The sequence below is a fragment of the Ruegeria sp. K7 genome, assembly GCF_056531785.1.
This window is the reverse complement of the sequence record NZ_JBQFMJ010000012.1, coordinates 116,128-139,163: the sequence shown is the minus strand read 5'-3', so window position 1 is coordinate 139,163 and position 23,036 is coordinate 116,128. Positions and strand designations below refer to the sequence as shown.

At 54.1% G+C, this 23,036-nt stretch carries 20 protein-coding genes; 13 read left to right on the top strand and 7 right to left on the bottom strand.

The features are described from left to right. Nucleotides 1-73: 73 nt before the first annotated feature. Nucleotides 74-841 carry a hypothetical protein gene (locus ACR0FE_RS17900; protein WP_480442109.1) on the top strand — a complete coding sequence of 256 codons (768 nt, stop codon included), beginning with the start codon at nt 74-76 and terminating at the stop codon, nt 839-841. A gap of 37 nt (nt 842-878) precedes the next feature. Here the strand turns inward: ACR0FE_RS17900 and ACR0FE_RS17895 are convergent, their stop codons facing one another. The 5 genes from ACR0FE_RS17895 to ACR0FE_RS17875 form a co-directional block, all read right to left on the bottom strand. Beyond that, nucleotides 879-1,328: a MarR family winged helix-turn-helix transcriptional regulator gene (locus ACR0FE_RS17895; RefSeq protein WP_480442107.1), complete on the bottom strand. Its 450-nt coding sequence runs from the start codon at nt 1,326-1,328 to the stop codon at nt 879-881. Then, nucleotides 1,318-2,418, bottom strand: coding sequence for an Acg family FMN-binding oxidoreductase (locus tag ACR0FE_RS17890; protein ID WP_480914368.1), 1,101 nt, complete (start codon nt 2,416-2,418; stop codon nt 1,318-1,320). Before ACR0FE_RS17890 ends, ACR0FE_RS17895 begins: the two co-directional genes overlap by 11 nt. 214 nt (nt 2,419-2,632) lie before the next feature. Next, on the bottom strand, nt 2,633-3,310 hold the full coding sequence (locus tag ACR0FE_RS17885; RefSeq protein WP_170612280.1) for a GntR family transcriptional regulator: 678 nt from the start codon (nt 3,308-3,310) through the stop codon (nt 2,633-2,635). After that, nucleotides 3,307-4,338, bottom strand: coding sequence for a Gfo/Idh/MocA family protein (locus ACR0FE_RS17880; RefSeq protein WP_480914396.1), 1,032 nt, complete (start codon nt 4,336-4,338; stop codon nt 3,307-3,309). Before ACR0FE_RS17880 ends, ACR0FE_RS17885 begins: the two co-directional genes overlap by 4 nt. Further along, entirely contained in the window at nt 4,335-5,423 is a 1,089-nt protein-coding gene (locus tag ACR0FE_RS17875; protein WP_170612276.1) for an isocitrate/isopropylmalate family dehydrogenase, read from the bottom strand. The genes ACR0FE_RS17880 and ACR0FE_RS17875 overlap by 4 nt, the downstream gene beginning before the upstream one ends. A 135-nt stretch (nt 5,424-5,558) precedes the next feature. Between ACR0FE_RS17875 and ACR0FE_RS17870 the strand changes: the two genes are divergently transcribed. From ACR0FE_RS17870 to otnC, 7 genes are read left to right on the top strand one after another with little or no spacing between them, the layout of a single operon-like run. Then, nucleotides 5,559-6,566: a tripartite tricarboxylate transporter substrate binding protein gene (locus tag ACR0FE_RS17870; RefSeq protein ID WP_170612274.1), complete on the top strand. Its 1,008-nt coding sequence runs from the start codon at nt 5,559-5,561 to the stop codon at nt 6,564-6,566. Between the two features lie 57 nt (nt 6,567-6,623). Further along, nucleotides 6,624-7,373: a hypothetical protein gene (locus ACR0FE_RS17865; protein WP_480914365.1), complete on the top strand. Its 750-nt coding sequence runs from the start codon at nt 6,624-6,626 to the stop codon at nt 7,371-7,373. 4 nt (nt 7,374-7,377) lie between these two features. After that, nucleotides 7,378-8,889, top strand: a complete 1,512-nt coding sequence (locus ACR0FE_RS17860) for a tripartite tricarboxylate transporter permease (protein ID WP_170612270.1) — start codon at nt 7,378-7,380, stop codon at nt 8,887-8,889. Continuing rightward, nucleotides 8,889-9,176 (top strand): putative quinol monooxygenase, encoded by a 288-nt coding sequence (locus ACR0FE_RS17855; protein WP_480914363.1) that lies wholly within the window; start codon nt 8,889-8,891, stop codon nt 9,174-9,176. Before ACR0FE_RS17860 ends, ACR0FE_RS17855 begins: the two co-directional genes overlap by 1 nt. After that, a complete protein-coding gene (locus ACR0FE_RS17850; protein ID WP_480914361.1) occupies nt 9,173-9,970 on the top strand; it encodes an N-acyl homoserine lactonase family protein in 798 nt (265 codons plus the stop codon). The genes ACR0FE_RS17855 and ACR0FE_RS17850 overlap by 4 nt, the downstream gene beginning before the upstream one ends. Further along, the gene (gene otnK / locus ACR0FE_RS17845) at nt 9,967-11,244 is read left to right on the top strand and encodes a 3-oxo-tetronate kinase (protein ID WP_480914360.1); all 1,278 of its coding nucleotides are present in this window, start codon (nt 9,967-9,969) and stop codon (nt 11,242-11,244) included. The genes ACR0FE_RS17850 and otnK overlap by 4 nt, the downstream gene beginning before the upstream one ends. After that, nucleotides 11,241-11,882: a 3-oxo-tetronate 4-phosphate decarboxylase gene (otnC, locus tag ACR0FE_RS17840; protein ID WP_480914359.1), complete on the top strand. Its 642-nt coding sequence runs from the start codon at nt 11,241-11,243 to the stop codon at nt 11,880-11,882. The genes otnK and otnC overlap by 4 nt, the downstream gene beginning before the upstream one ends. Nucleotides 11,883-12,380: 498 nt before the next feature. Here the strand turns inward: otnC and ACR0FE_RS17835 are convergent, their stop codons facing one another. Beyond that, nucleotides 12,381-12,941: a CHAP domain-containing protein gene (locus tag ACR0FE_RS17835; RefSeq protein WP_480914358.1), complete on the bottom strand. Its 561-nt coding sequence runs from the start codon at nt 12,939-12,941 to the stop codon at nt 12,381-12,383. Between the two features lie 448 nt (nt 12,942-13,389). After that, complete coding sequence (locus ACR0FE_RS17830; protein ID WP_170612258.1) at nt 13,390-13,647, bottom strand: YjhX family toxin; 258 nt, start codon at nt 13,645-13,647, stop codon at nt 13,390-13,392. A gap of 288 nt (nt 13,648-13,935) precedes the next feature. On the opposite strand from ACR0FE_RS17830, the gene ACR0FE_RS17825 reads away from it, so the two are divergent. The 5 genes from ACR0FE_RS17825 (at nt 13,936) to ACR0FE_RS17805 (ending at nt 22,877) form a co-directional block, all read left to right on the top strand. Next, complete coding sequence (locus tag ACR0FE_RS17825) at nt 13,936-14,265, top strand: ArsR/SmtB family transcription factor (RefSeq protein WP_480442099.1); 330 nt, start codon at nt 13,936-13,938, stop codon at nt 14,263-14,265. Further along, nucleotides 14,262-14,663, top strand: coding sequence for a VOC family protein (locus ACR0FE_RS17820; protein ID WP_170612256.1), 402 nt, complete (start codon nt 14,262-14,264; stop codon nt 14,661-14,663). Before ACR0FE_RS17825 ends, ACR0FE_RS17820 begins: the two co-directional genes overlap by 4 nt. 380 nt (nt 14,664-15,043) lie before the next feature. After that, nucleotides 15,044-21,514 carry a GAF domain-containing protein gene (locus tag ACR0FE_RS17815; RefSeq protein ID WP_480914356.1) on the top strand — a complete coding sequence of 2,157 codons (6,471 nt, stop codon included), beginning with the start codon at nt 15,044-15,046 and terminating at the stop codon, nt 21,512-21,514. Between the two features lie 3 nt (nt 21,515-21,517). Then, nucleotides 21,518-21,859: an Hpt domain-containing protein gene (locus tag ACR0FE_RS17810; protein WP_170612252.1), complete on the top strand. Its 342-nt coding sequence runs from the start codon at nt 21,518-21,520 to the stop codon at nt 21,857-21,859. Beyond that, entirely contained in the window at nt 21,852-22,877 is a 1,026-nt protein-coding gene (locus ACR0FE_RS17805) for an adenylate/guanylate cyclase domain-containing protein (RefSeq protein WP_480914354.1), read from the top strand. Before ACR0FE_RS17810 ends, ACR0FE_RS17805 begins: the two co-directional genes overlap by 8 nt. The last annotated feature ends 159 nt before the right edge of the window (nt 22,878-23,036 follow it).

Sequence of the window (23,036 nt, the reverse complement as noted above, 5' to 3'; positions counted from 1 at the left end):
ATTACGCGTTCTTTGCATTGAATCTTCGCGACACCGATACACCTTTGCATTGCAGTTTCTAGGAGCATCTAGATTGATTGCAAGAACCATAGCCTTGTTGATCTTTGCTGTGTCTACCCCGGCCACAGCATTGCATCTTCGCGAAACAGGGCACTACGAGCTCAATCAACCCGCAAGTCTTGACTACGATCCAACGTTTTGCGGGCTGTGGATTGCGAACGAGGGACCCGAGGCAATTCTCGTTACGTTGCAAGGGGATCAATTGCGCCGAATATCCAGTGATCTCTTCCGGATCAAAGCAATTGCTATCGAAGGGGATCACTTGTTGGTTGGCGACGGTCTTGGAAGACTCCAACGTGTCACCAAGGAAGGAACCGCTTTAGGAACACCCTTTGAACTTGAAGGTGGGTTTGCGGATACTGAAGGGATCGCGATCAATGCCAAAGGGCAGATTGTGACCGTGGAAGATGACCCTGAACGATTATCTTGGTTCACTTCAGAGGGTGCTTTGACGGCAAGGTTGGATACCATGAAGCTTTCTCCTCCGTTGAGTGAGGCGCAAGGAATCGCGATTGATCCGCGTACCGGTCACATGTTGATTGTTGATGATTGGGAAGGGTCAAACAGCTTGTATGAGTTCACGGCAGACGGCCAACTACTCGCCCAGCAAAGCTTGTTGGAGTTTGGAACCGACCCGGAAGGCATCGCCATAAGGCCAGGATCAAACCAATTGTTCGTGGCATTCGACGGTGGCGCAAAGATTGTGACATTTGACTACACGCCCACCTTGCCTGAAGGATCACCGCCGCTTCCCCCGGGCGGAGATTGCATGATGTTCTAACAATTTGGCTTCGTATTCTGGTTGGTGTTGGTATTTCTTAGTCCCGTTCGCTGTCCAAAACTTTGCGTATGAGCGTCAGATTCGGCAGCGAATTGTGAAATGGATCGAACCCGAGTTCGGACAATACTGGACCAAGCGCTTTTGACATCTGTTCCATACAAGCACTCAAAAACTCCGCGCCTTGCGGCGTGGACCGGGCAATTTTCGAACGCTTGTCATTGGGGTTGGCTTCAAGGGTAATTAGGGCATGATTTTCAAGGCTGGAGAGCATGTGCGTCATCGACGTCTTGGGCACTTGAAACGCGTTCGATAGCTGTAGCGGAGTTTCTCCGTCGGGGCGCCGGACCAGGTGGCCCAATATGCCAAATTGGGTTGCGGTCATTCTGCCAGGTAAGAACGCTTCTAGCTTGGTCGAGATCAACTGATTGATGATCCCGACCTCGGTGAAGAACCGGTAGACTTCGTTGGTCTCATCTTCAGGCTTCATTCAGAATTCGTGTCTCTAGAGTCCAGCGGGGCGTGGCAATTGGTTCAGGCCCATACCCCAAACGTAACAACATTTGCACCGTGTGGCCTGGTGACGCAAGAAGCTCATGCGCGAGAGCGTATTCATCGGCCATCTCAGGATATTCCTGAAGGGCCTGACTGACCGGATGAACGCCCAGGCCCATTTCGGTTGTCTTCAGGTAAAAACGCATCAATTGACGTCCGGCATCGAGTTGATCACTACGCGTATTTGTAGCTGTCGTGAGGACTGCGTATTGCGGCGTCGCGTCTAGCATGGCGAAGTAGCCTCGCATGTGTGACTGAGTGCCTGGGTGGTCAACGTTCATCAGGGTCTCGTTGTCCAATAGGCCGGTAAGTCGCAGCGTTTCCAGCATGGGATCGCGTAATTCAATCCCGTCGGGGTTGGCGTTTATTTCTGCTTTCCCGATCCGCATCAGGTCGACGGATTCTTTCAGGGTCTGCGGTGTACGCATTTCGATTTCGAAAGCGCGTTTCGTAAGATCTTGAATACGGGCCACCAAATCTTCATCGGTAATCAAAGTTGCATAATCGCCAAGCGTAGACACTTGGTCGGCAGAGAGGCGCTGTTCAGTGTACGGTTCTTTGTTGGAATGCCGTTTGAGGATTTGATCTGAGATTGGGTCGGGTGCTCCACCAGGAACAAACACTGCTTCAGCGATAGGTCCATCATCCCCATCGGGCAGTAACTTGACCTCGGTATCAAATCCCTGTGCACCTGCCGCCAGGATCATAGTCTCAACAAATGCGCCGAGACCAATATAGAGCTGGCGGTGGTAAGGATCGGTTTCCGGAAGCTCGCGATCAGGATCACGGTGGATGCGCACCTTGTCTCGTCCAACCAACTCGACCAGCCAAGGCTGCAAATTGTGTGGGTTTGGGGCGAGAATTGCATAGGACAAAGCGGCTTTGCGTGGGTCGTCATACGGTTTTGGCGTCCACGGAGCCAGCGCGTCATGCGGCGTGCGTGTAGCGAGAAACGCAACCGCGCCGGTTGCCGCCAGTATTGTGCCTCCGCCTAGAATCTTGAGAAAACGTCTTCGATTTGGCATCTTGACTCTCCAATAGTACGATATCGAACTAAATTAATCCGAAATCGTACTATTGCAACCCCGTCGATGCAGTGATTGGTTGAGTGACCTGAAAAAAGTAAGTCAGAACTGCCGGACTTAACGATGGACTGCCGTGTTAGGCAGGTATTCGGAGCGCCTTCGGTGCCTAAAACAAGCATCTATTTTAGTTGATTTATGACCGGATGTGAGAAGATCAGAGGCTGTTAAGCCGATGCTTTTCAAGTATCCCGCAAAGCATAGCCTGTGCTTGCAGCCTGTGTTCTCGATGACGTTCACGGGCGGTATCTGGACGACCTTCACTAATCGCTTGAAAAACAACCCGGTGATCTTCATTGGATTTGACGGGCAGGGGCCTGATGAACAACGTCGTTGCGCGCGCGCGGCGTACCTGGTCGCTCATCATGGCGACAATCGCTTCGACCCGTTTGTTGCCGCCCAACCTAACAAGCTCCTGATGAAACAACTCGTCGGCCTCGGCCCAGGCTTCAAGGTCTTCGGCCTCGATGGCTTGGTCCATCTTTGCAATTGACCCGGCAAGTACTGTCAGTTCATCTTCTGAATAACCCGCTTCGGCAGCGCGCTGTGCTGCGAGGCTCTCGAGTTCCGTCAATATGTCGTAAATTTCACGCATATCATCTGATGAAACGGGCAGTATCCGCACGCCCTTGCGGGGTCGCATTTCCAGCAATCCCTTGCTTTCCAACATCAGCGCAGCTTCCCGTATCGGGGTGCGGGACATGCCAAGGGTCTCGGCGAGTTCTGACTCCAGATGGTCAGTTCCGGCCGCAAGTTCGCCAGACAGGATCATCCGCCGCAAATCCCTAACAGCGCGTTGTGTATTGGAAAGAGTTTTTGCGTCCTGATCCTTCACGGCGTCTCCAGGTTGATCTTTCGTCCCTCCGCAGCTGAGAGATAGATATTATCTTCAATGCGGATCACATCCAAATAATCTCGGGCCGTGTTTTCCAGCGGCGTGCCCCGTAGAAGGCCCGAAATGACGTGAGTTTGCAAGGCGTGGACGCAGTCTCCTCCAAATCCATCATGATCGCTTGGAGGCAAAATCTGCTGTCGCTCCTGTTTTCCAAAACCGCGGAATTCTACTGAACCGTCGCCGTAAAGAACCAGTGATCCTTCTGTTCCTTCGATGAGAGCTTCGCCCATGGTCTGACGCGGGTTTTTGGCGCGGTGGTCAAGGCATCTGTTGCCATCGAACAGAGCTTTCAAACCGTTGGGGTGGTCAAACAGGATGTAACCTGCATCCTCGCCCGAGATAACGGGGTTAACTTGGCGCAAGTCTGCATAAACTGCGCTGGGCGCATCGAACAAAAATCGGAATGTGTCTACCCAGTGAACAGCAGTTTCATGTACCAGAAAACGTGGCATGTCCTGAAAGTACGGCTGCCGGTCAAGGTAGGCGCGCGGTCCCTGGCCGTCGCCGGGCCGAAGCCGGAAAGTCGCTTGTAGAGGTGTGCCAATTCGACCCTCGGTCATAGCCACCTTGATTGCACGATACCAAGGCTGAAAGCGAAAGTTCTCGTGTACAACAATAGTTGCACCAACCACTTCAGCCTCTGAGACGATCTTCTTAGCTTCATCCAATGACATGCAGAAAGGTTTTTGGCAGATCAGCCACTTTATGCCCGAATGCAGCGCAGTTCGAATGGCGTCGGCTTGCGCCACAGGTGGAAGAATGATGTCCACGAGATCTGGTTTTTCCGCCTCCAGCATTTTTGACAGATCATCGTAAGCGGCCAGTCCTGTTTCTTTCGCTTTGCCTATATCACGGTTGCAGGATGCAACCGGAACCGCTCCGGGCATTCGGGACCAGCTTTCGTAGTGGAACCTGCTGAAATACCCCGCACCCACACACGCGACTCTGATGGTTTGTCGAGTGTTCATGCCCACAATGCTTCCAATACCGACGCGGCTGCATCCTGCGTTCCGGCGGAGCCACCTAGGTCACGCGTTAGGTTCTTTCCGTTCGCAGTCACCTTTTCCACGGCTTCACGCAATCGTTCGCCGTCATTGGACAGGCCTGGGTGATCATGGGTCAAACCCAACCATTCAAGCATCATTGCTGCGGACAGGATCATCGCAAAAGGGTTGGCAATACCCTGTCCTGCGATGTCTGGAGCGGAACCATGGCAGGGTTGGAATACAGCGTGATTCAACCCGATATCCGCTGATGGAGCCAGTCCAAGACCGCCCATAAGACCTGCACCAAGGTCGGAGAGGATGTCTCCGAACATGTTCTCGGTCACCAAGACATCGAACTCCCAAGGTTTTTGGACCATCCACAGTGCGGTGGCATCAACATAAGCATGGTCTGCCTGCAAATCGGGATGGTGGGCGGCTTCTGCATCAAACATCGATCTGAAGAATGCAAAGGCGCGGAATACATTGGCTTTGTCGACACATGTAACTCGACCCCGGCCGCGCCCGGTTCTTTTGCGGTTCTGGGCGAGTTCAAACGCGAAACGGAACAGTTTTTCGGACACCTCACGAGTGATCAGCAAAGTTTCACGTGCTTCGTGTTCAGTAACTTCGCCAGCGCCTTGGGTGAAGAACAGTCCTTCTGTGCTTTCGCGTATCAAGACAAAGTCGATCTCTTTTCCGGGGGGCAGCGCCAAGGGGGTCATTTGTCCGCTGCATACCTTCACCGGTCGCACACCAGCAAAAAGTCCCAGTTGCTTTCGCAGATCGATCTGCGGTGAAATCTCGGTTCCGTCAGGGTAGCGAACATCCGGCAAACCCATTGCAGAGAGCAGAATCGCGTCGGCGTTGCGTGCAGTTTCGAGTGACCCGGTAGGAAACGATTCTCCAGTTTTTGCGTAGTGGGATGCGCCTGCCGGCGCGTCCGTAAACACCAATTCGTAGCTGGGATTGTTGCTTGAGAGCCGGCGCAGAATTTCAAGAGTAGGGGCCATAATTTCAGGGCCGATCCCGTCGCCGTGGAACACTGCCACATCATAATTCTTTTTCATCTTAGCCCGCTTCCTTCCCGTTTCGTATTCATAGCGCGATTGCAGATCTCACTACAGTCCGTTGACAACGCATTCTTTAATGTATACGCAAATAAATGCAATAATAAACGCAAAGATGTTTGGGAGGACTTGGAAATGAAACTAAAGCTAGGGCAGTTGGCGGCCGCGGCTGTGATGGCGACCGGTATTGCAGGCGCAGCTGCTGCGCAGGATTACCCCTATCGTGATATCACCACAGCCGTGGTCTGGGGGGCCGGTGGCGGAACGGACACGATCAACCGAATGATCATGGCCGAGATGGAAAAACACCTTCCGGTCTCGATCAATGTGATCAACCAAACAGGTGGTGTCGCAGGCTCCAACGGGATGGTCTACGTGATGAACCAACCAGACGATGGCTATACACTCGTCGGTTTGTCTGAATCGAACGTCACCGCTGCTGTGCAGGGTGGTTGGGATAAGAAATTTGACTTCTGGTATCCGTTCATTGTTGGCGGATCACCTGATCTGATCTCGGTTCCGGCGGACAGTCCTTACAATACTCTGGAAGAACTGGTCGACGCTGCGAAAGCCGCTCCTGGCACTATTCCAGCGGCGGCTTCCGGCGCAGGTTCGATCCACCACTTGAACCTTCTGGCCATCGAAAAAGGGTCCGGTGCAGAATTCAAGTTTGTTCCATACAAAGGCTCAGCGCCAGGGCAGGAAGCAGCGATAGCGGGTGAAGTTGCGTTGGTTGTGACTTCTCTAGCTGAACAGGCCCCGTTGATCGAAGGCGGTCAACTTAAACCGCTTGCGATGTTGACGCCCGAAGATGCGCAGATTGCAGGGGCAACAGTGCCTTCTGCCTTTGGTATTTATGACGGTCTCGATCAGTATTTGCCGCTCAAACAGGCCATCGGGTTTGCAGTTCACAGTTCAGCCGGGGACGACGTAAAGGCCGCGCTTGGTGATGCCTTCGAGCAAGCGATTGCCTCCGACACCGTGGCTGAATGGGCCTCTGCAAACAATTATGATGTCGGTGGTCAACACGGCGAAGAAGCTCAAGAGCTGTTTGCGAACCTCGAAGCTACCTTTGCCTATACCTTGCAAGATCTGGGCGCAGCGACCGTCGATCCGGCGTCGCTGGGTATCGAGAAGCCATAATCCGATCACTTTTGAAAGGGCGCGCCTGATCGCGCCCTTTCCGACAAGAGGCAGGCAATGGACAAACCTGACGATACACTGATCATGCGGGCGCGCGATTTCTGGGCATCGATTGGTCTGATAGCAATTTCCACCTTTTTCCTTTGGAAGACGTCGGACATCCCGCTTTGGGGTGAAAACCGCGCAGGTGTAAGTGGATCTGATTGGTACAACTCGGCTGCAATTGTACCGCTGTTCATCTTCGGTGGATTACTTGTTTTGTCCCTCGTCTTGCTGGCTATTTCGATCCGTTCAGGTGGAGCCCAAAACGCGCTCAGTGCTTTGGGGATCGGATGGGATAAGTCGGAAGCCTATCGAGCATCAACAATCGGCCTGATCCTTCTTGCATATGTCGTCGGACTGGTCCCCAGAGTGGACTTCATTCTGTGTTCTGGGTTGCTGATTACAGCTTTGACTTACGGCTACTACGGAGGTCATGCGCGGCGTGCTTTGGTGGCCTGTGTCGCAGTTGTCGTCACCGGTTTGTTTGCGTTCGCCGTGTTTCCTGCTCAGGCGGATTGGAATGCACACGGTGATGATTGGTTCACTCTGGCCTTGTGGGTCGCGTTAACACTAGTGGTGTTGACCAAAGCGACTTCCGAATGGGTTTTGCGGTTCGTTCCATTGGTGGCAATACTTGCCCCGCTCATCCTCGTATGTGCGATGGCCTTTATTTTCCGGCAGAACGTGCCCGCGCGCGGCGGGCTGATCTTCAAGCAAATCGAATACCACTACTACGTGACGCTTCGTCCGCCATGGAAAGACTGACCGGATGGACTTTATTCTTTCGCAACTGGCTGGATTTGGGACTGCATTCGTGGGCCTGGCAGTGGACCCGCTGACCTATCTGTATTTGATTGCATCCGTATTCCTGGGCATCACGTTCGGCGCATTGCCCGGCCTTACGGCAACCCTGGCCGTGACGATCCTGACGGGCTTCTTCGGCAACAAAATCCCGCTCGACTATTCGCTCATCGCTTTGCTCGGGGCCTATGTCGGCGCGATTTACGGCGGCTCTTACCCGTCTATTTTGCTGAACATTCCGGGCACGGCAGCCAGCGCGGCAACAGCCATGGATGGTTACCCTCTGGCCAAAGCGGGCCGAGGGGGCGAAGCACTTGGGCTGACCACGACGGCCAGTTTCATTGGCACAGTTATCGGGACCATCACACTTTTGATTTTCGTCTGGGCGCTGCTTTTGGTTTCAAAGAACATCGCAAGCCCGGAGAAAGCATTGCTGGCCCTCTTCGGCATTCTGCTTTCTGGCACTTTGATGAGCGAAGACCTGGTGATTAAGGGATGGATCGCCGGTCTGATCGGGCTTGCGATGTCCATGGTGGGACTCGACCCTTTGTTGTCTGAACCGCGCTATACTTTCGGCTGGTCTTACCTGTTGAGCGGGTTTCAGGTCGTGCCGGTTTTGATGGGGGCCTTTGCGATCCCCCAAATCATTGACGGTTTGACGCACGTTGAGGCCGGGAAAGTTCTGGCCCTGAAAGGTCGTATCCTTCCGAACCTTCGCTCAATTCGACGCTACCTGCCCACCATTGGCCGGTCAGGCGTGATTGGGACAGGGGTCGGAGCACTTCCCGGAGTAGGCGAAGATGTAGCCGGTTGGGTCAGCTACGGTGTTGGCAAGACCTTATCTACCGAGGGCGACAAGTACGGAAAAGGCTCCTTGGAAGGTCTGTTGTGCTCTGAGACTGCAAACAACGCCTGTATTGGCGGCGCGCTGATCCCGCTGTTGGTGTTGGGCATTCCCGGTTCACCACCCGCCGCCGCTTTGATGGGGGCCTTCAAGATCAACAACGTGATCCCGGGCCCGACGATAGACCCCGAAATCATTCTGCGCGTGGTTGCAATCCTGGTGTTGGCCTCGCTGACGATGTTCCTGATGGGGCTTTTCACCGCTCGGGTATTTATCAAAATACTTGCCATCCCGCAGACCATCTTTTTGCCCGTCGTTATGGTTCTGACAACAATTGGGTCTTTCAGCGTTGGTGGGGGCATCAATGATCTTTATCTGATGCTTGGCGTCGGCGCAGTTGCCTATTTCATGAACCTGATGAAATACCCAATCGCGCCTTTGGTTATCGGGGTTATTCTGGGCAGTCTGTTCGATGAAACCTTCCGCCGGTCGCTGTTCTTGTCGGACGGGGATCTTTCGGTCTTCTTTTCACGACCCGGTGCGGCCATTCTGCTGGTGCTCAACATTGGTCTGATCCTCAGCCAACTGCCCGTCGCAAAGCGCGCTTACTCACGCCTAAAAGGAATTTCTGTCTGATGTTTGCGGTTACTGTCACCTTCACTCTCAAACCCGGTACGAGAGCAGCTTTCTTGCCGCTGATGGTCGAAAACGCTTCAATTTCTTTGCGTGAAGAACCCGGATGCCATCAGTTTGACGTTTGCCTCGGCGACGATCCCGAGACAGTTTTTCTCTATGAGGTTTATGATGACAGCGTGGCGTTCTCTGCCCACCTAGAAAGCGCGCATTTTCAATCCTTTGATGCGGCAGTGGCTTATATGATCGCCACCAAGGTAGTTCAACAGTATTCCGAGGTCATCCGATGAACGATTGGGAAATTCACGCCGTGAAATACGCGGATCGAAATGCCCGGACGCGAGCTGATAGTTTCATCATCGATGACAATCACAACGCGCCTCATGCGATGGATTACTTCGTTTGGGTGCTCAAACGCGGCAAAAAAGTCATTCTGGTCGATACTGGCTACGACTCCGATGAGGCTGCCGCCCGTGGTCGTCCCATCGCGATGGACCCTCGCGAGGCTTTGCGGCCTCTAGGCATCGCGCCGGAAGCGGTGACTGAGGTCATCGTGACCCACCTTCATTATGACCACGCAGGGGGGGTGCATATGTTCCCTAACGCGAAGTTGCACATGCAGTCGGCGGAAATGGTCTTCGCTACAGGTCCCTGCATGTGCCATGACCACCTGCGTGTGCCTTTCACGGCTGGCCATGTCTGCGAGGTCGTAAAGCGTCTCTATTCGGGCAAAGTCGTGTTCTACGACGGAGAAGCCGAGATTGCAGATGGGATCACGGTGCACTGCATCGGTGGGCATTCGCGCGGGTTGCAATGCGTGCGCGTAAGAACGGCGGCCGGGTGGATGGTACTCGCCTCTGATGCCTCGCATTATTACGAGAATTTCATGGCGCGCAAAGCCTTTCCTATCGTCGTCGACCTGCAAGACATGATGGATGGTTTCGAGACACTCCAGAAGTTAGCGTCGCATCCTAGGCTTATCGTGCCCGGCCATGATCCACTTGTGCGTGCGGTATTTCCCGTAGGCGCGGCACCGCATATCCATAGGCTGGATCCAGGGCCGGCGGGGGACATTGAACTGTGAAAATCGGTGTCATAGCGGACGATTTTACCGGTGCGAGCGATATTGCGAACACCTTGGCGAAGGGCGTTGAACCGGAAGGTGGATTAAGAACCGCGCAGTTCCCAGGTATTCCGACGATCCCGGCTGACGAAGAGATTGAAGCGGGTGTGATCTCGCTCAAAAGCCGCACCGCACCTGTCGAAGAAGCTGTTTCGGACAGCCTGCGAGCCTTGCGATGGCTCGCAGACCAAGGATGCCAGCAGTTCATCTTTAAATATTGCTCAACCTTTGACTCCAATATGGATGGGAATATCGGACCCGTTGTGGAAGCGTTGGCCAACGAACTGGGCGCGCGAAAGGTGGTTTTCTGCCCGGCTTTTCCGACAACTGGCCGAACGATCTATCAGGGCCATCTTTTTGTGCTTGGCAAGCTATTGCACGAGTCTGGGATGGAAAATCACCCTCTTACTCCGATGACGGATGCGAACATCAGGCGTTGGTTGCAGCATCAGACTGAAGAAGCGGTAGGATTGGTGTCAATTGACACCGTGAAGCAAGGATCAGGGGCAATTCTTGATGCGTTGCAGAACGCCGACGAACGCTTTGTGATCGGCGATGCGATTTCGGACGAGGATTTGCTGGCTTGGGGTGAGGCTCTAAAGGATGCCCAGCTCATTACTGGGGGATCGGGGATAGCACTGGGGCTACCGAGAAACTTCGTCAGAAGAGCTTCATCCATAAGAAGTGGCAGTGTGTTCACAGGTATCTCTGGGCCTGCCGCTATCCTTGCCGGGTCTTGCTCAGGCGCGACCCGTGGACAGATTGATGTTCATTCGAAATCCCATCCGACCTTCGCCATCGATGTTTCGGGTGTCATGTCCGGGGATGTGACCACGCAAACGCTTCTGGATTTCTTTGAAACGCATCCGGGTCAGGCACCGCTCGCGTATTCATCGGGAAGCCCGGATGATGTGCGGGCGATCCAAAACAAATTCGGTCAGGAGGCTGTGGCGGAAAAGCTGGACAATCTCTTTGCAGATACAGCACGAGAACTTGCCGAAACGGGGTACAAGCGCCTTGTGGTGGCAGGAGGAGAGACGTCGGGAGCTGTTGCCAAGGTCATCTCTGAGGCACTGGGGTCTCCGGCCATGTCAATTGGGCCAGAGATCGACCCGGGCGTGCCAGTCCTGAGCGTTGGAAAAACTGAACCTATTGCGCTGGCCCTAAAATCTGGAAACTTTGGCGCTCCGGACTTTTTTGCTAAAGCCCTCAGAATGATGGAGGCCGGCAAATGAGATCTGAAGAATTGGCTTTACGGCAGCAGATGTCGGAACTGTGTGCTTCGCTGTTTGCGCGTGGCTTTTCCGTCGGCACAGCGGGCAATGTCTCGGCACGTCTTGATGACGGAATCCTCATGACGCCAACCAATTCCACCTTGGGTGATATCGACCCAGAGCGTATCGCCAAGATTGATTTGGATGGCATCCACGTCTCCGGCGACAAGCCCACCAAGGAGGTCTTTCTGCACCAAGCCTTCTATGAGACGAGGCCAGACGCGGGTGCGGTGGTTCATCTGCATTCGACCTGGGCCACTGCTCTATCTTGCCTGGAAGACACCGATCCAGACGACTGTATTCCACCACTTACGCCGTATGTGGTCATGCGCGTCGGCACGGTCAAACTGGTTCCATACGTCAAGCCGGGTGATCCGAAATCCGGTGATTTGATCCGCGAATTGGGCGGCAAGTATAGTGCGGTTCTGTTGGCTAATCACGGCCCCGTCGTTTCAGGAAAGTATCTGTTCTCAGCGGTCTGTGCAGCAGAAGAGCTGGAAGAAACAGCCAAGTTACTCTTGGCACTGCGAGGTATGCCAACCCGAATGTTGGATGTAGCTCAAGTCGTAGAACTAAAAGAGACTTTCGGAAGGATTTAAGCCGACACCAAAATGGTGAGTGAGCAAGCTTTTGGGCAAATCGCGCAAATTTTTGCGCAAACGTCGCGCAAAGTTGTGGGCGAGCTCGCTTGAATTTCATGAATTAAATCAATAGTATAGGCGCGGCGATATGCGCAAACCCACAACAGGTTGTAGGTGCTCCCAAAGCTTTGCATTTCGCCCAAAGATTTGCATCTTTGGCGCAAAGCTTTGGCCACGGTAACCTCCCATTGTCGGAGATCGAAGCTCAATAAATGTCGGCGAAGTTTTGTCTGGTTGCCTTCTGGTAACGCCGTTCGGGTGAAAACTTACCAATTGCTATTGCCGGACCGAAACGGGTGTTACAAATCAAGCTTTGAATTTTTTGAGATGTCGAGCGACGCCACTGTTCGTCTTCTGTGCGAGGACGGTCAGTGACCGTGCTTAACGACCGGGATGAGAATTGCGCGCGGGGTATTCTACGGGTCTACGGCGAACGAGAAGAGAAATTAGTTTGGGCTACTTGGTAGCGATCGGATATATGAATCCGTTCACCGGGTAGAAACTGCCATACCGGCCCGGCTGACTTTCGACCCGGACCAGCGTCCAGTCATTGTTTTTGGATACGTCCCTGACGCCCATTTTCAATGTTACCTTATTGCGGTGCCAGTTCGCGTGGTTCACGATAACTTCCCGCTCGGTGACAATGTCGGACACGACAGCCACATGGCCCAACGGCATCCCTCGGGTAGCCCGAAACGACATCACCGCACCGACAACCGGTTCATTGCCCCGCTGAAAAATATTGTGCGCCTTGCCCCACCAGTCCTTGGCGTTGCCGCGAATTTCGATGCCGCTGAGGCTTCGTGCATAGGGTACGCACCACACCCTTTGCCCCCGGGCCTGCTTTTGTGAAACCTCGCGCAACGCCATTGACTGACGTTCGGGATTGAGTTCCCTTTCGGATGGGTTTTGGGCACAGGCAGAAACAAGAATGAAAAGCCCCAACGCAATCGCGGTTCGGGCAGTGCCGAGCAAAATCGGCAGGTTTGTATTCGTTTTGCGGGCGCTGGTGTGCAAGTCGCTTCTTTGCCTGTTCGAAGACTTTCGAGGCTTTTACGGTAATCCAATCTGAAATGAAAAGAGGGTTGCCAATTCCCCGGCAAGATTTTGCCAGTTCCCTGCACCGAGTTTAGGCCAAGAGCCGAGGTGGAAGACGTATTTCCCAAAAGAAGATTGAGCACTGTGTAGCCGAAAGAACCCTCCGCCAATTGGATGGCGAAGGGTATGTGCAGACTACGGAGCCTAACCAAAGATTACTTTGTCATCTCCGGCTGCATGATCAGTGCGACCGCAATCGCCTTACCATCGAGCGGCTTTGCGATTCCGGGCCTCAACTCAAGCTGCATCCAGAATTGCGACAGGGTCAAAAGCTCAGGGGTGCGGTGTCTGCTTGTTTGTCGGAACTAACTTGAACTTGGGTAAAAAGCCCGATGACCTCGATTTTCATATGGTTCATTTTTCTTTCCTATCTTTGGTTCATTTGCGCACGCACAGATTTGATCCCCAACGCGGATGCGCGGTAAGGACTGCCGTTTTTCGAACGAATGAAACGTCGCTTCAAAAGGCGCTTGAAGACGCCAAGGCTGCAGTCGGTCAGGACATGACCGTCGCGCGTGTAACAAGTGACGTCGTGGATTTTGCCGTTTTCTAGGCGTTCGAAGTGGATCGCCCCGCCAAGGGCGAGTTCGTGCAAAACACGTTGCTCGTGCTTTGAGATATTCATTGGGATGTCTCGATCTTACGAAAGCACAGAAACAGGTTCACTCAGCATCGCGCGTGAGTGTGCCTATCAATGTTTGTGTTCCTGAATTTGGGTCGCCAGGAACGGGCGTTAGTCCCGGGTCTCTTTCATAAAATCTCCGTTGCACGAAGCGGTATGCCTCAGGCGGTTGTCGACTTAGTCATCCGCCCGTCATGTGTCAAGTCGTATGAAAAATAGTCCTGGTGCGCCCATTTCTGGCATCTTCGCAGGACTCGTGAACGTCTCTTCCGGCGCAAGAAACATGCAGTAATGTTGCTGCATATTGAAGCCATGAAAGATGATCAGCTCGACCTAATCTTCAAGGCACTTTCCGACAGCACCCGCCGCCGCATCATCGACCGTCTGAGCAGGCAACCTGCCCAGTCGCTGTTCGAAGTTTGCGCCGCATCGGTTGCGGAGGATGGTGTTGCGTTGTCCCGGCAGACGGTTTCCCAGCATCTGGCGGTGTTGGAGAAGGCAGGCTTGATCGAAGTTGAATGGAAGGGTCGGACAAAAACGCACTCCTTGCGCGTGAGCGATGAGCACATCGCGGCTGCATCATGGCTCACAAATTACAAACCAAACGGATCCAAGACATGAAAATCTACGTAACCAGCATATTTGTTGATGACCAAGACAAAGCTGAGAAGTTTTACACTGAAACCCTGGGGTTCAAGGTCAAGCACAATATCTCATTGGGCGAAAACCGTTGGGTGACGGTCGTATCAAAGGAAGATCCCGAAGGGACTGAGTTGCTGCTTGAACCAAGCGACCACCCGGCGGTGGGGCCTTACAAAGCAGCCCTTGTTGCAGACGGCATCGCCGCACATTCATTTCAGGTCCGGGACCTTGATGCTGAGTACAAGAGGCTGAAAAATCTGGGCGTGGATTTCGTCACCGAACCGATGGATGCGGGGGCAGTTCACATGGCTGTTTTTGATGACACGTGCGGAAATCTCATTCAGCTCATCCAAATGAAGGACGTCGCCTCCGCCTGAGGCTCGTGCGGATCAGTTTGCGATAGGCGCGAACGACGGAATACCTTTCTCCCGAAGATGATGGGATCGCTGTTGCCAACACAATTCAACGCGCGCATGTCGAGCACACGCATCGACAAGTCCCAAACGCTTTCTTTGTTGAATCCAGATTTTTCAATGAAGTGCTAACAGAACACCTGAAAAAGGTGCTGACGGCAGCTCGCTTCGTCATGTGTGTTTTGGCACGGCTCATCTGAAATGATCGGATCATGTGCCCTTGGGCTGTTTGCGGGGCAACGCTGATTCCGGGACCCGCGAAGAAAACTCAGTGACTTCTATCTCATGCTCTCTAAACTCGAACCTGGTACTTTTCATGAGTTGACTGGGGAGCTTAACCTCACGTGGGTGAAAAAAGACCATCAGGAGAGACGGCAGGTCCTGCGTCGTCATCCGCGCAAATTGAGGGGTTCAGCGTCGCTGATCAGCAGGCGCGGTTCGAAGCGACTGCGCGGGTTATGCAGGCAATCTCCGAGACCAAGGATGACGTGCAACCGGTCTGCGATCTGATTGTAACGCTGGCAAAAGATCTCTGCGACGCTTTCTTCGCCGGTCTGGTTCTGGGGCGAGAAGGGGGTGCCCTTCAGCAACTGGTGGCCAGCGTTAATCTGCACCCGGACATTCAACAGCTCTGGCTCGACGGTAAGTACACCATGGAGCCGGGCAATTCCCTTGTGACCGATACCATTCTCAGCGGCGAGACCAAACGCGTTGTCGATATGGGAGATACCGATTTTCACAAGTCCGGTGATGAGCGTTTCAAGCTGATTGTCGACACACATGGATGCCGCAGCAATCTGTTTGTTCCATTGAAACTGGATGGCTCGGCAATCGGGTGTTTGATGTTGGCGCGCAACGAAGTGCGCCCATACACCGATGATCAGGTTCGGCTGGTGGAAACATTCGCCGCGCAAGCCGTGATCGCAATCGAGAATGTTCGCCAATTCCGCGAATTGCAGACCCGCCTGGCGCGCGAGGGCGCCACGCGCGAAGTGCTTGAGGTAATTAGCCGTTCTCGGGAGGATGAAGCTCCGGTCTTTAAAACGATCCTCGAAAACACCGCCCGGCTGTGTGAAACCGATGTCGCGACGCTGAGCCTTTTGAATGAAGCGGGAACGCATCTAGAATACGCCGCCCATTACGGCGATCAATTGGCCACGTACGAGGTCGGTGTTGATCGCTGGTCGTTGGACTCAAATCTTCAGATTGCCGAGTCTGTGCGGGAAGCGCGGGTTATTCACAACGTCGATTTACGCCTGACAGACCATTACATTAACGGGGACCCTTGGCGCCGTCAGTTGGTTGATGAAGAAGGTGTCCGCTCGTTTCTGACAGTCCCTCTGATTTCAGTGGACGGCGACCCGGTTGGCGTCATCGGGATTTATCGGCGCGAAGTACGCCCTTTCACCGATGACGAGATTGCTTTGGTCGAGAGCTTTGCAGCTCAGGCTGTCATCGCCATCGACAATACACGCCAAATGACAGAGCTGCACACTCAGTTGGAACGCAAAACGGCGACGCGGGAAGTTCTGACAGTGATCAGCAAAAGCCGGGACGACGATGCGCGGGTCTTTGAGGTGGTTCTTCAGCAGGCCACTCAGGTTTGTGGTGCGGATCAGGCCGCACTCATTCTGGTAAACTCTGCTGGAACCTGCGGAAGGCTCGTGGCGGCTTGGGGTCACCAAAAAGAAGGGGCTGAAATAGGAACGGAGTGGCCTCTCGAAGGTTCGTTTACAGCCGCTATCGCAATACGAACAGGTCAGGTAGTTCGCGTCGACGATATAGCTGACACAGATTACTATCGCTCGGGCAATCCAACGGCGGTTGCGATGGTTGAGGTAGAAGGCATTCGGTCCCGCGTCGCAGTTCCGTTGATGCAGGGGGGGCAGGCCATCGGGGCCATCGCGGTCAGCCGCCGCGAGGTGCGTCCATTCGCCGACCCTGATGTGCAGCTAATCGATGAATTCGCCAGACACGCGGTGATTGCCATCGAGAACACGCGCCAGTTTCGCGAAGTTCAGGAACGGCTTGAGCGGGAGAAAGCGTCGCGAGAAATCCTTGAAGTCATCAGCCGCAGCCGCGACGACGACAAGCCGGTCTTCCACAGCATTCTCGAAAATGCCAGCCGTTTGTGCAAGGCACCGCTGGCCTTCTTGTGTGTCGCTGATCACGAACGCGGTCTTGCAACGATCCCGGCCAATATTGGCGCGAGAACCGATTTTGATGAAGCGCTCAGGGAATTCACCGAGCCTTTGACACGTACGGAACTGATCGCAATCAGGCCCATGGTCGATGGGCAGGTCATTCGTCGGGACAACATCGCCGATGATCCGCTTTATTACCGGGACCGCGACCCGAAACGGGTTCAGATGGTCGAGATCGAAGGAGCACGCTCGGTTCTTGCGGTTCCGTTGATGAAAGGCGGCACCGGACTTGGGGTGATCGTGCTCTATCGCCGTGAAGTTGCACCGTTCTCAGATGACGACGTCGCTCTGGTCCAGACCTTTGCGGCCCAGGCCGTGATAGCAATGGAGAATGTTCGCCAGTTTCGGGAGGTCCAGGACCGCACGGCGGAAGTTACGCAAGCGCTGGAATACCAGACGTCCACATCTGAAGTGCTGCGGGTTATTTCGGCGTCACCAAATGAGTTGTCGCCCGTTCTCGATGCCATCCTCAAAGAGGCGTCGCGTATCTGCGAGTTGCAGGATGCCTATGTTGCGATGTTGAATCCGGACGACGGACTATTTCACGTTCACTCGACGCTCACTCAGGACACGGCTTTTGCGGACTACGTCAAATCACACCCTATTTCGCCCAGTGAGAGCGGTGTAAGCGGGCGGGCCATTCTGTCCAAGCGCACAATCTATATCGAAGATGTCGAAGCGGACCCGTCCTACACATGGATGGAAGAAAGCGGCGTCGGTGAATACAAATCACTGCTTGGGGTGCCGTTGGTCAAGAACAGCAAGGTCGTGGGCGTGTTATCGCTCGGGTCGCCGGAAGTTTCCGGGTTTTCCAAGAAACAGATTCAGTTGCTTCAAACTTTCGCAGACCAGGCCATTATCGCCATCACAAACGCGAACCTATTCCGCGAGGTTGAGAAACGCACTGCGGAAGTAGAGCAAGCGCTGGAATACCAGACCGCCACGTCAGACGTGTTGTCGGTCATATCGCGCTCTCCGAACGAGTTGGAGCCGGTACTTGAGGAAATCCTGAAGGTCGCAAGCCGGATCTGCGAACCAAAATACGCAGCGATTTCGATCCTCAATCCGGAAGATAACCTTTACCACACGGACATCATGCTCGATTTTGACAGTGTTTTCATGAAGTTCATGAAGGCCAACCCTGTTCCGGCCGGTCACGGGAGCGGAATTGGCCAAACAGCAGCTCGAGGGGAAACAGTCTATTACAAGGACACGGAAGCTGACGAATACGCATGGAAAGAGGCAGCTCGCATCGGAAAGTACCGTTCGCTGCTAGGTGTCCCGCTAATCAAGGGAAAAGTGGTGGTCGGTGTGATCGTGCTCTGCCACGACAAGGTCGCGCCATTCAATTCAAAGCAGATCTCTCTATTAGAGACTTTTGCGGCCCAGGCCGTGATTGCGATCAACAATACCCAGTTGTTCGAAGAAGTTCAGGCACGTACGGCCGAAGTGGAAGAGACACTGAAGTACCAGACAGCCACGTCAGAAGTGCTGGATGTCATCTCCCGCTCGCCCAACGATCTGCCGCCGGTGCTGGATGCCATCCTCGAGGTTTCTTCGCGCATATGTTCACCGGAATATGCATTCTTCGCGATGCGGGACCCAGACGACGGGCTGTACCGGGTGGTCATGTCCCACAACGTGAGCGATGCGTTTCTGAAGTTCCTGTCAGACAACCCCATAGCTCCCGAAGAAGGCTCGTGCATCGGGCGAACGGCGTTGCATGGAAAAACAGTCTACATCGAGGATACGCGCAACGATCCGACTTACACATGGAAACAAGCGGCCGAGATGGGCGATTACCTGACCACTTTGGGCGTTCCGCTTGTCAAAAATGGTCTGACGCTTGGGGTCATCGTCATGGCGCACCGGCAGGCTTCGGCGTTTAACGACAAACAGATCAGCCTTTTGGAAACCTTTGCGTCTCAGGCACTGATCGCCATCAACAACACGCAGCTTTTCGAAGAAGTGCAGGCACGCACCGCAGAAGTCGAAGAGGCCTTGCAGTACCAAACTGCCACGACTGAAGTTCTCGAGGTGATTTCCCGATCTCCTGACGCATTGGAACCCGTGCTGGAAGCGTTGCTGGCGGTTTCGTCCCGTATCTGCCGTCTTCAGGATGCCTTCGTCGCCTTGAAGAAACCAGAGGACGGGAAGTATCATTTCTTTGCGGGGCACAACCTGTCAGACGGATTTACCGAGTTTCTGAAGGCGCACCCATTTGAACCGGGGAACTCATCGGCGACCGCGCGTGCACTTCTTCGTGGACAGGCCGACTATGTCGAGGATACGCAGGCAGACCTTCTTTATGATCCGGTTCTGAAGTCGAACCTCGAAGGGTATCGATCCGTTCTTTCCGTGCCTCTGATACGTAACGGCGCCACAATTGGTGTCATCAGCATGGGCAGCCGAACGGCTGCTGCTTTTGACGAAAAGCAAATCAAGCAAATGGAGACATTCGCGTCGCAGGCGATTATCGCGATCCAGAATTCTCAATTGTTCAATGACACGCAAACTGCGCTCGCGCGTCAAACGGCGAGTGCTGATGTACTACGGGTGATCAGCCAATCGCCTACGGATACAACGCCTGTTTTTGAGATGATCGTAGAGTCCGCGACCCGGCTTGTTTCGTGTGATATGGCGATAGCAACCTTGGCCGATGAGTCATCCTGGTGGCAAGTGGCCGTGGCTTCACCGCACGGGTTGATACGCGACTTCGGACAGTCCCGTCACCCGCTTGATCCACAAGACAATTTCCAGTCATCGGTACTAATGTCGGGAAGAACACGGCATGTTTCCGACTTTTCATCACATGAACTGCCGAGATTGGCGAAAAAACTGCATAAGGAAAACGGAACCGAGGCTTACCTGGGTGTTCCGTTGATGCGTGGCGGCACCTGCCTGGGTGGCCTTGTGTTCATCAGGAAAACGAAAAAGCCATTTTCGGATGACGATATTGCCATGGCGGAATCTTTTGCCGACCAGGCCGTCATAGCAATTGAGAATGTGCGCCTATTCCGAGAGGCCGAAGAAGCGCGCAAGGCCGCGGAAGAGGCCAACGAAGCCAAAAGCGCTTTTCTGGCCACCATGTCCCACGAAATCAGAACCCCGATGAACGCCGTGATCGGAATGAGCGGGCTTTTGATGGACACCGAGTTGGATGCGGAGCAGAGCGATTATGCCAATACGATCCGCGACAGTGGCGATGCGCTATTGGGTATCATCAACGAGATTCTCGATTTCTCAAAAATCGAGGCCGGGCAAATGGATATCGAGAACCATCCGTTCGACTTGCGTGAATGCATAGAAAGCGCGCTGGATTTGATCAGCGGCAAAGCTGCCGAAAAACAGCTCGATTTGGCCTATGAGTTCGACGATGCCCTGCCCCCGGCGATCAGCGCCGACTTGACCCGATTGCGGCAAATTCTGCTGAACCTTCTGTCTAACGCCGTGAAGTTCACCGAAAGCGGCGAAGTGGTTCTGTCCGTTGAACGATCAGCCAAGGAGCAGGGCGCGTTGGAACTCACGTTCAAAGTTCGCGACACCGGAATTGGCCTGTCTGACAAGGGCATGCGCCGTCTGTTTCAATCTTTCAGCCAGGCAGACAGTTCAACGACCCGCAAATATGGTGGCACTGGTCTGGGTCTTGCGATCTCCAAGCGTCTTGCAGAGCTTATGGGTGGGACAATGTGGGCGGAAAGCGAAGGCGAAGGGCGTGGTTCTACCTTTTTGTTCAAGATCCGGGCCAAAGCGGCGAAACCAGTGAAGTCATCGTCTCGCAATCTGGTTGGCGTTCAGCCCGAGCTTGAGGGCAAGCGTATTCTGATGGTGGACGACAACGCCACCAATCGCAAAATCCTGGCTCTCCAAACCGAGAAGTGGGGCACCCAAACCACGACGTGTGAAACCCCGTCCGAAGCGCTGGGCCTGCTGGGAAAGGCCGACCGGTTCGATCTTGCCATCCTCGACATGCATATGCCGGAAATGGATGGAGAGGAACTTGCAGGAAAGATCCGCACAAAGCGGCCGGCACTGCCGATGATCCTTTTCAGTTCACTCGGCCAGCGCGACGTGGATCTTGAGGACGGGTTGTTTGCCGCCAACCTTGCCAAACCGTTACGTCAATCGCAGCTATTTGATACGTTGGTCACATTGTTTGCGACCCAAAAGGTGCAATTGAAAGTGGCCAAACCACCGGACAAACCCCAAACAGACCCCGATATGGCAAAGCGCCACCCACTGCGCATATTGCTGGCGGAAGACAATTTGGTGAACCAGAAACTCGCCCTCCGCTTGTTGGAGCAGATGGGGTATCGCGCGGATTTGGCCAGCAACGGCGCTGAGGCCGTTGAAAGCGTAAACCGACAAACATACGACGTCGTGTTCATGGATGTGCAGATGCCCGAAATGGACGGGTTGGAGGCGTCCCGCCGGATCAACAAGGCGTTCCCCGATGGCAGCCGTCCTCGCATAATTGCCATGACTGCGAACGCGATGCAGGGCGATCGCGAGATGTGCCTGGACGCCGGTATGGATGATTACATCACCAAACCGATCCGAGTCCCCGTTTTAATTGAAGCCCTTTTGAACTCCCCCCGAACAAGAAGGTGATCCATGACAGATAGCCCAATTGATCATGAAATCTTCATGGAACTCAAAGACGCGACAGGCGAAGACTTTGCTGCCGAGCTTGTGAACACCTTTCTCGACGAAGCCCCCGGAATGATAAGCGAATTGAAGGCAGCCGCGGGCGCGGCCGATGCCGACAGATACCGTCGGGCCGCACATTCCATCAAATCCAATGCAAGCACATTTGGTGCAACGGCGCTTGCCGAACTGGCCAGGAAAGTCGAGCTTGGAAAGCCGCCCGTGGCCGGTGATCTTACGGATGCGAACGCGTTGGAGGCGGCCCTTAACTCCGCAGCAGCGGCGCTTCGGAGCTTGATTGATGACTGACGCCCCCGGACATCTGCTCATTGTCGACGACAACAAGGTCAATCGCCTGCTGTTGTCCCGGAATGTCGAGCTTTTGGGTCACCAGGCTTCGGTGGCGGAAAACGGTCGGGTTGCGATGGAGATGCTGTCCAGTCAGCCTTTCGACCTGCTTCTTCTCGATATTGAAATGCCGGAAATGGACGGATTCCAGGTTCTTGAGGCGATCAAGTCGGACACCGACCTGCGCGATTTGCCGGTGATTGTGACCTCATCTGTCGAAGGGCTCGACAATGTGGTGCGCTGCATTGAATTGGGGGCCGAAGACTACTTGCCGAAACCGGTCAACAAGACGCTTCTCAGTGCACGCGTTTCCAGTGGCCTCGAAAAGAAAAGACTGCGGGACGAACAGAAGCGTCTGCTTGAACGCTTTGCAACCACCGAAGTAGCCCAGGACCTGCAAGCGTCCGGCTTCGCCATCGGCGGCAAACGTGCCAACGCGTCGGTTTTGTTTTGCGATATCCGGGGCTTCACGACGTTGTCGGAAAACCTCGCGCCGGAAGAAACCATTGATCTGCTCAATACCTTCTACACTTTGATGTTCGAGGCTGTGACCAGCAATGGCGGCATTGTCAGCCTGATGCTGGGCGACGGTTTGATGGCGCTTTTTGGGGTTCCGCAACCCCTGCCCAACTCTGCGCAAAGTGCGGTGGCGGCGGGACATGAGATGCACAACATGATCGAAATTTTAAATCTCGAACGGCGCGCGGAAGGGAAAGATGCCTTGAAGATCGGCATCGGAATCTCAACCGGCGAGGTTGTTGCCGGATATGCCGGCACGGACAACCGGGCGACGTATACTTGCATCGGATCGACCGTAAACCTTGCGGCCCGTCTTGAAGCGGAAACCCAGCGAACCGGTAGCCGAATTTTGATAGATCAGGAAACACTGGCGCTGTTGGAAGGTGCCCATGTGGAAAAGACATTCGGCGCAACGAAGATAAAAGGTTTCTCTGATACGTTCGACATTCACGCGCTATGACCATCCGTGCAAACCTGGGGCCAATGCTTTTTTTGATTGGTTTCAGAGGTGTGAAGCCAACATTGTGGACGTTCCCAAAACATCTGTTGGATAGACGGTGGTTTGCGATGTTGGCGCTTTTCGGAATAGATCGGCGTAGAAGCCACGACAGTATCTACG

What these genes read in the sequence shown, in the direction of transcription:
- ACR0FE_RS17895 (WP_480442107.1), bottom strand. Translation starts at nt 1,328, where the DNA reads ATGAAGCCTGAAGATGAGACCAACGAAGTCTACCGGTTCTTCACCGAG.
- ACR0FE_RS17890 (WP_480914368.1), bottom strand. Translation starts at nt 2,418, where the DNA reads ATGCCAAATCGAAGACGTTTTCTCAAGATTCTAGGCGGAGGCACAATA.
- ACR0FE_RS17880 (WP_480914396.1), bottom strand. Translation starts at nt 4,338, where the DNA reads ATGAACACTCGACAAACCATCAGAGTCGCGTGTGTGGGTGCGGGGTAT.
- ACR0FE_RS17875 (WP_170612276.1), bottom strand. Translation starts at nt 5,423, where the DNA reads ATGAAAAAGAATTATGATGTGGCAGTGTTCCACGGCGACGGGATCGGC.
- ACR0FE_RS17870 (WP_170612274.1), top strand. Translation starts at nt 5,559, where the DNA reads ATGAAACTAAAGCTAGGGCAGTTGGCGGCCGCGGCTGTGATGGCGACC.
- ACR0FE_RS17865 (WP_480914365.1), top strand. Translation starts at nt 6,624, where the DNA reads ATGGACAAACCTGACGATACACTGATCATGCGGGCGCGCGATTTCTGG.
- ACR0FE_RS17860 (WP_170612270.1), top strand. Translation starts at nt 7,378, where the DNA reads ATGGACTTTATTCTTTCGCAACTGGCTGGATTTGGGACTGCATTCGTG.
- ACR0FE_RS17855 (WP_480914363.1), top strand. Translation starts at nt 8,889, where the DNA reads ATGTTTGCGGTTACTGTCACCTTCACTCTCAAACCCGGTACGAGAGCA.
- ACR0FE_RS17850 (WP_480914361.1), top strand. Translation starts at nt 9,173, where the DNA reads ATGAACGATTGGGAAATTCACGCCGTGAAATACGCGGATCGAAATGCC.
- otnC (WP_480914359.1), top strand. Translation starts at nt 11,241, where the DNA reads ATGAGATCTGAAGAATTGGCTTTACGGCAGCAGATGTCGGAACTGTGT.
- ACR0FE_RS17830 (WP_170612258.1), bottom strand. Translation starts at nt 13,647, where the DNA reads ATGAATATCTCAAAGCACGAGCAACGTGTTTTGCACGAACTCGCCCTT.
- ACR0FE_RS17825 (WP_480442099.1), top strand. Translation starts at nt 13,936, where the DNA reads ATGTTGCTGCATATTGAAGCCATGAAAGATGATCAGCTCGACCTAATC.
- ACR0FE_RS17820 (WP_170612256.1), top strand. Translation starts at nt 14,262, where the DNA reads ATGAAAATCTACGTAACCAGCATATTTGTTGATGACCAAGACAAAGCT.
- ACR0FE_RS17810 (WP_170612252.1), top strand. Translation starts at nt 21,518, where the DNA reads ATGACAGATAGCCCAATTGATCATGAAATCTTCATGGAACTCAAAGAC.
- ACR0FE_RS17805 (WP_480914354.1), top strand. Translation starts at nt 21,852, where the DNA reads ATGACTGACGCCCCCGGACATCTGCTCATTGTCGACGACAACAAGGTC.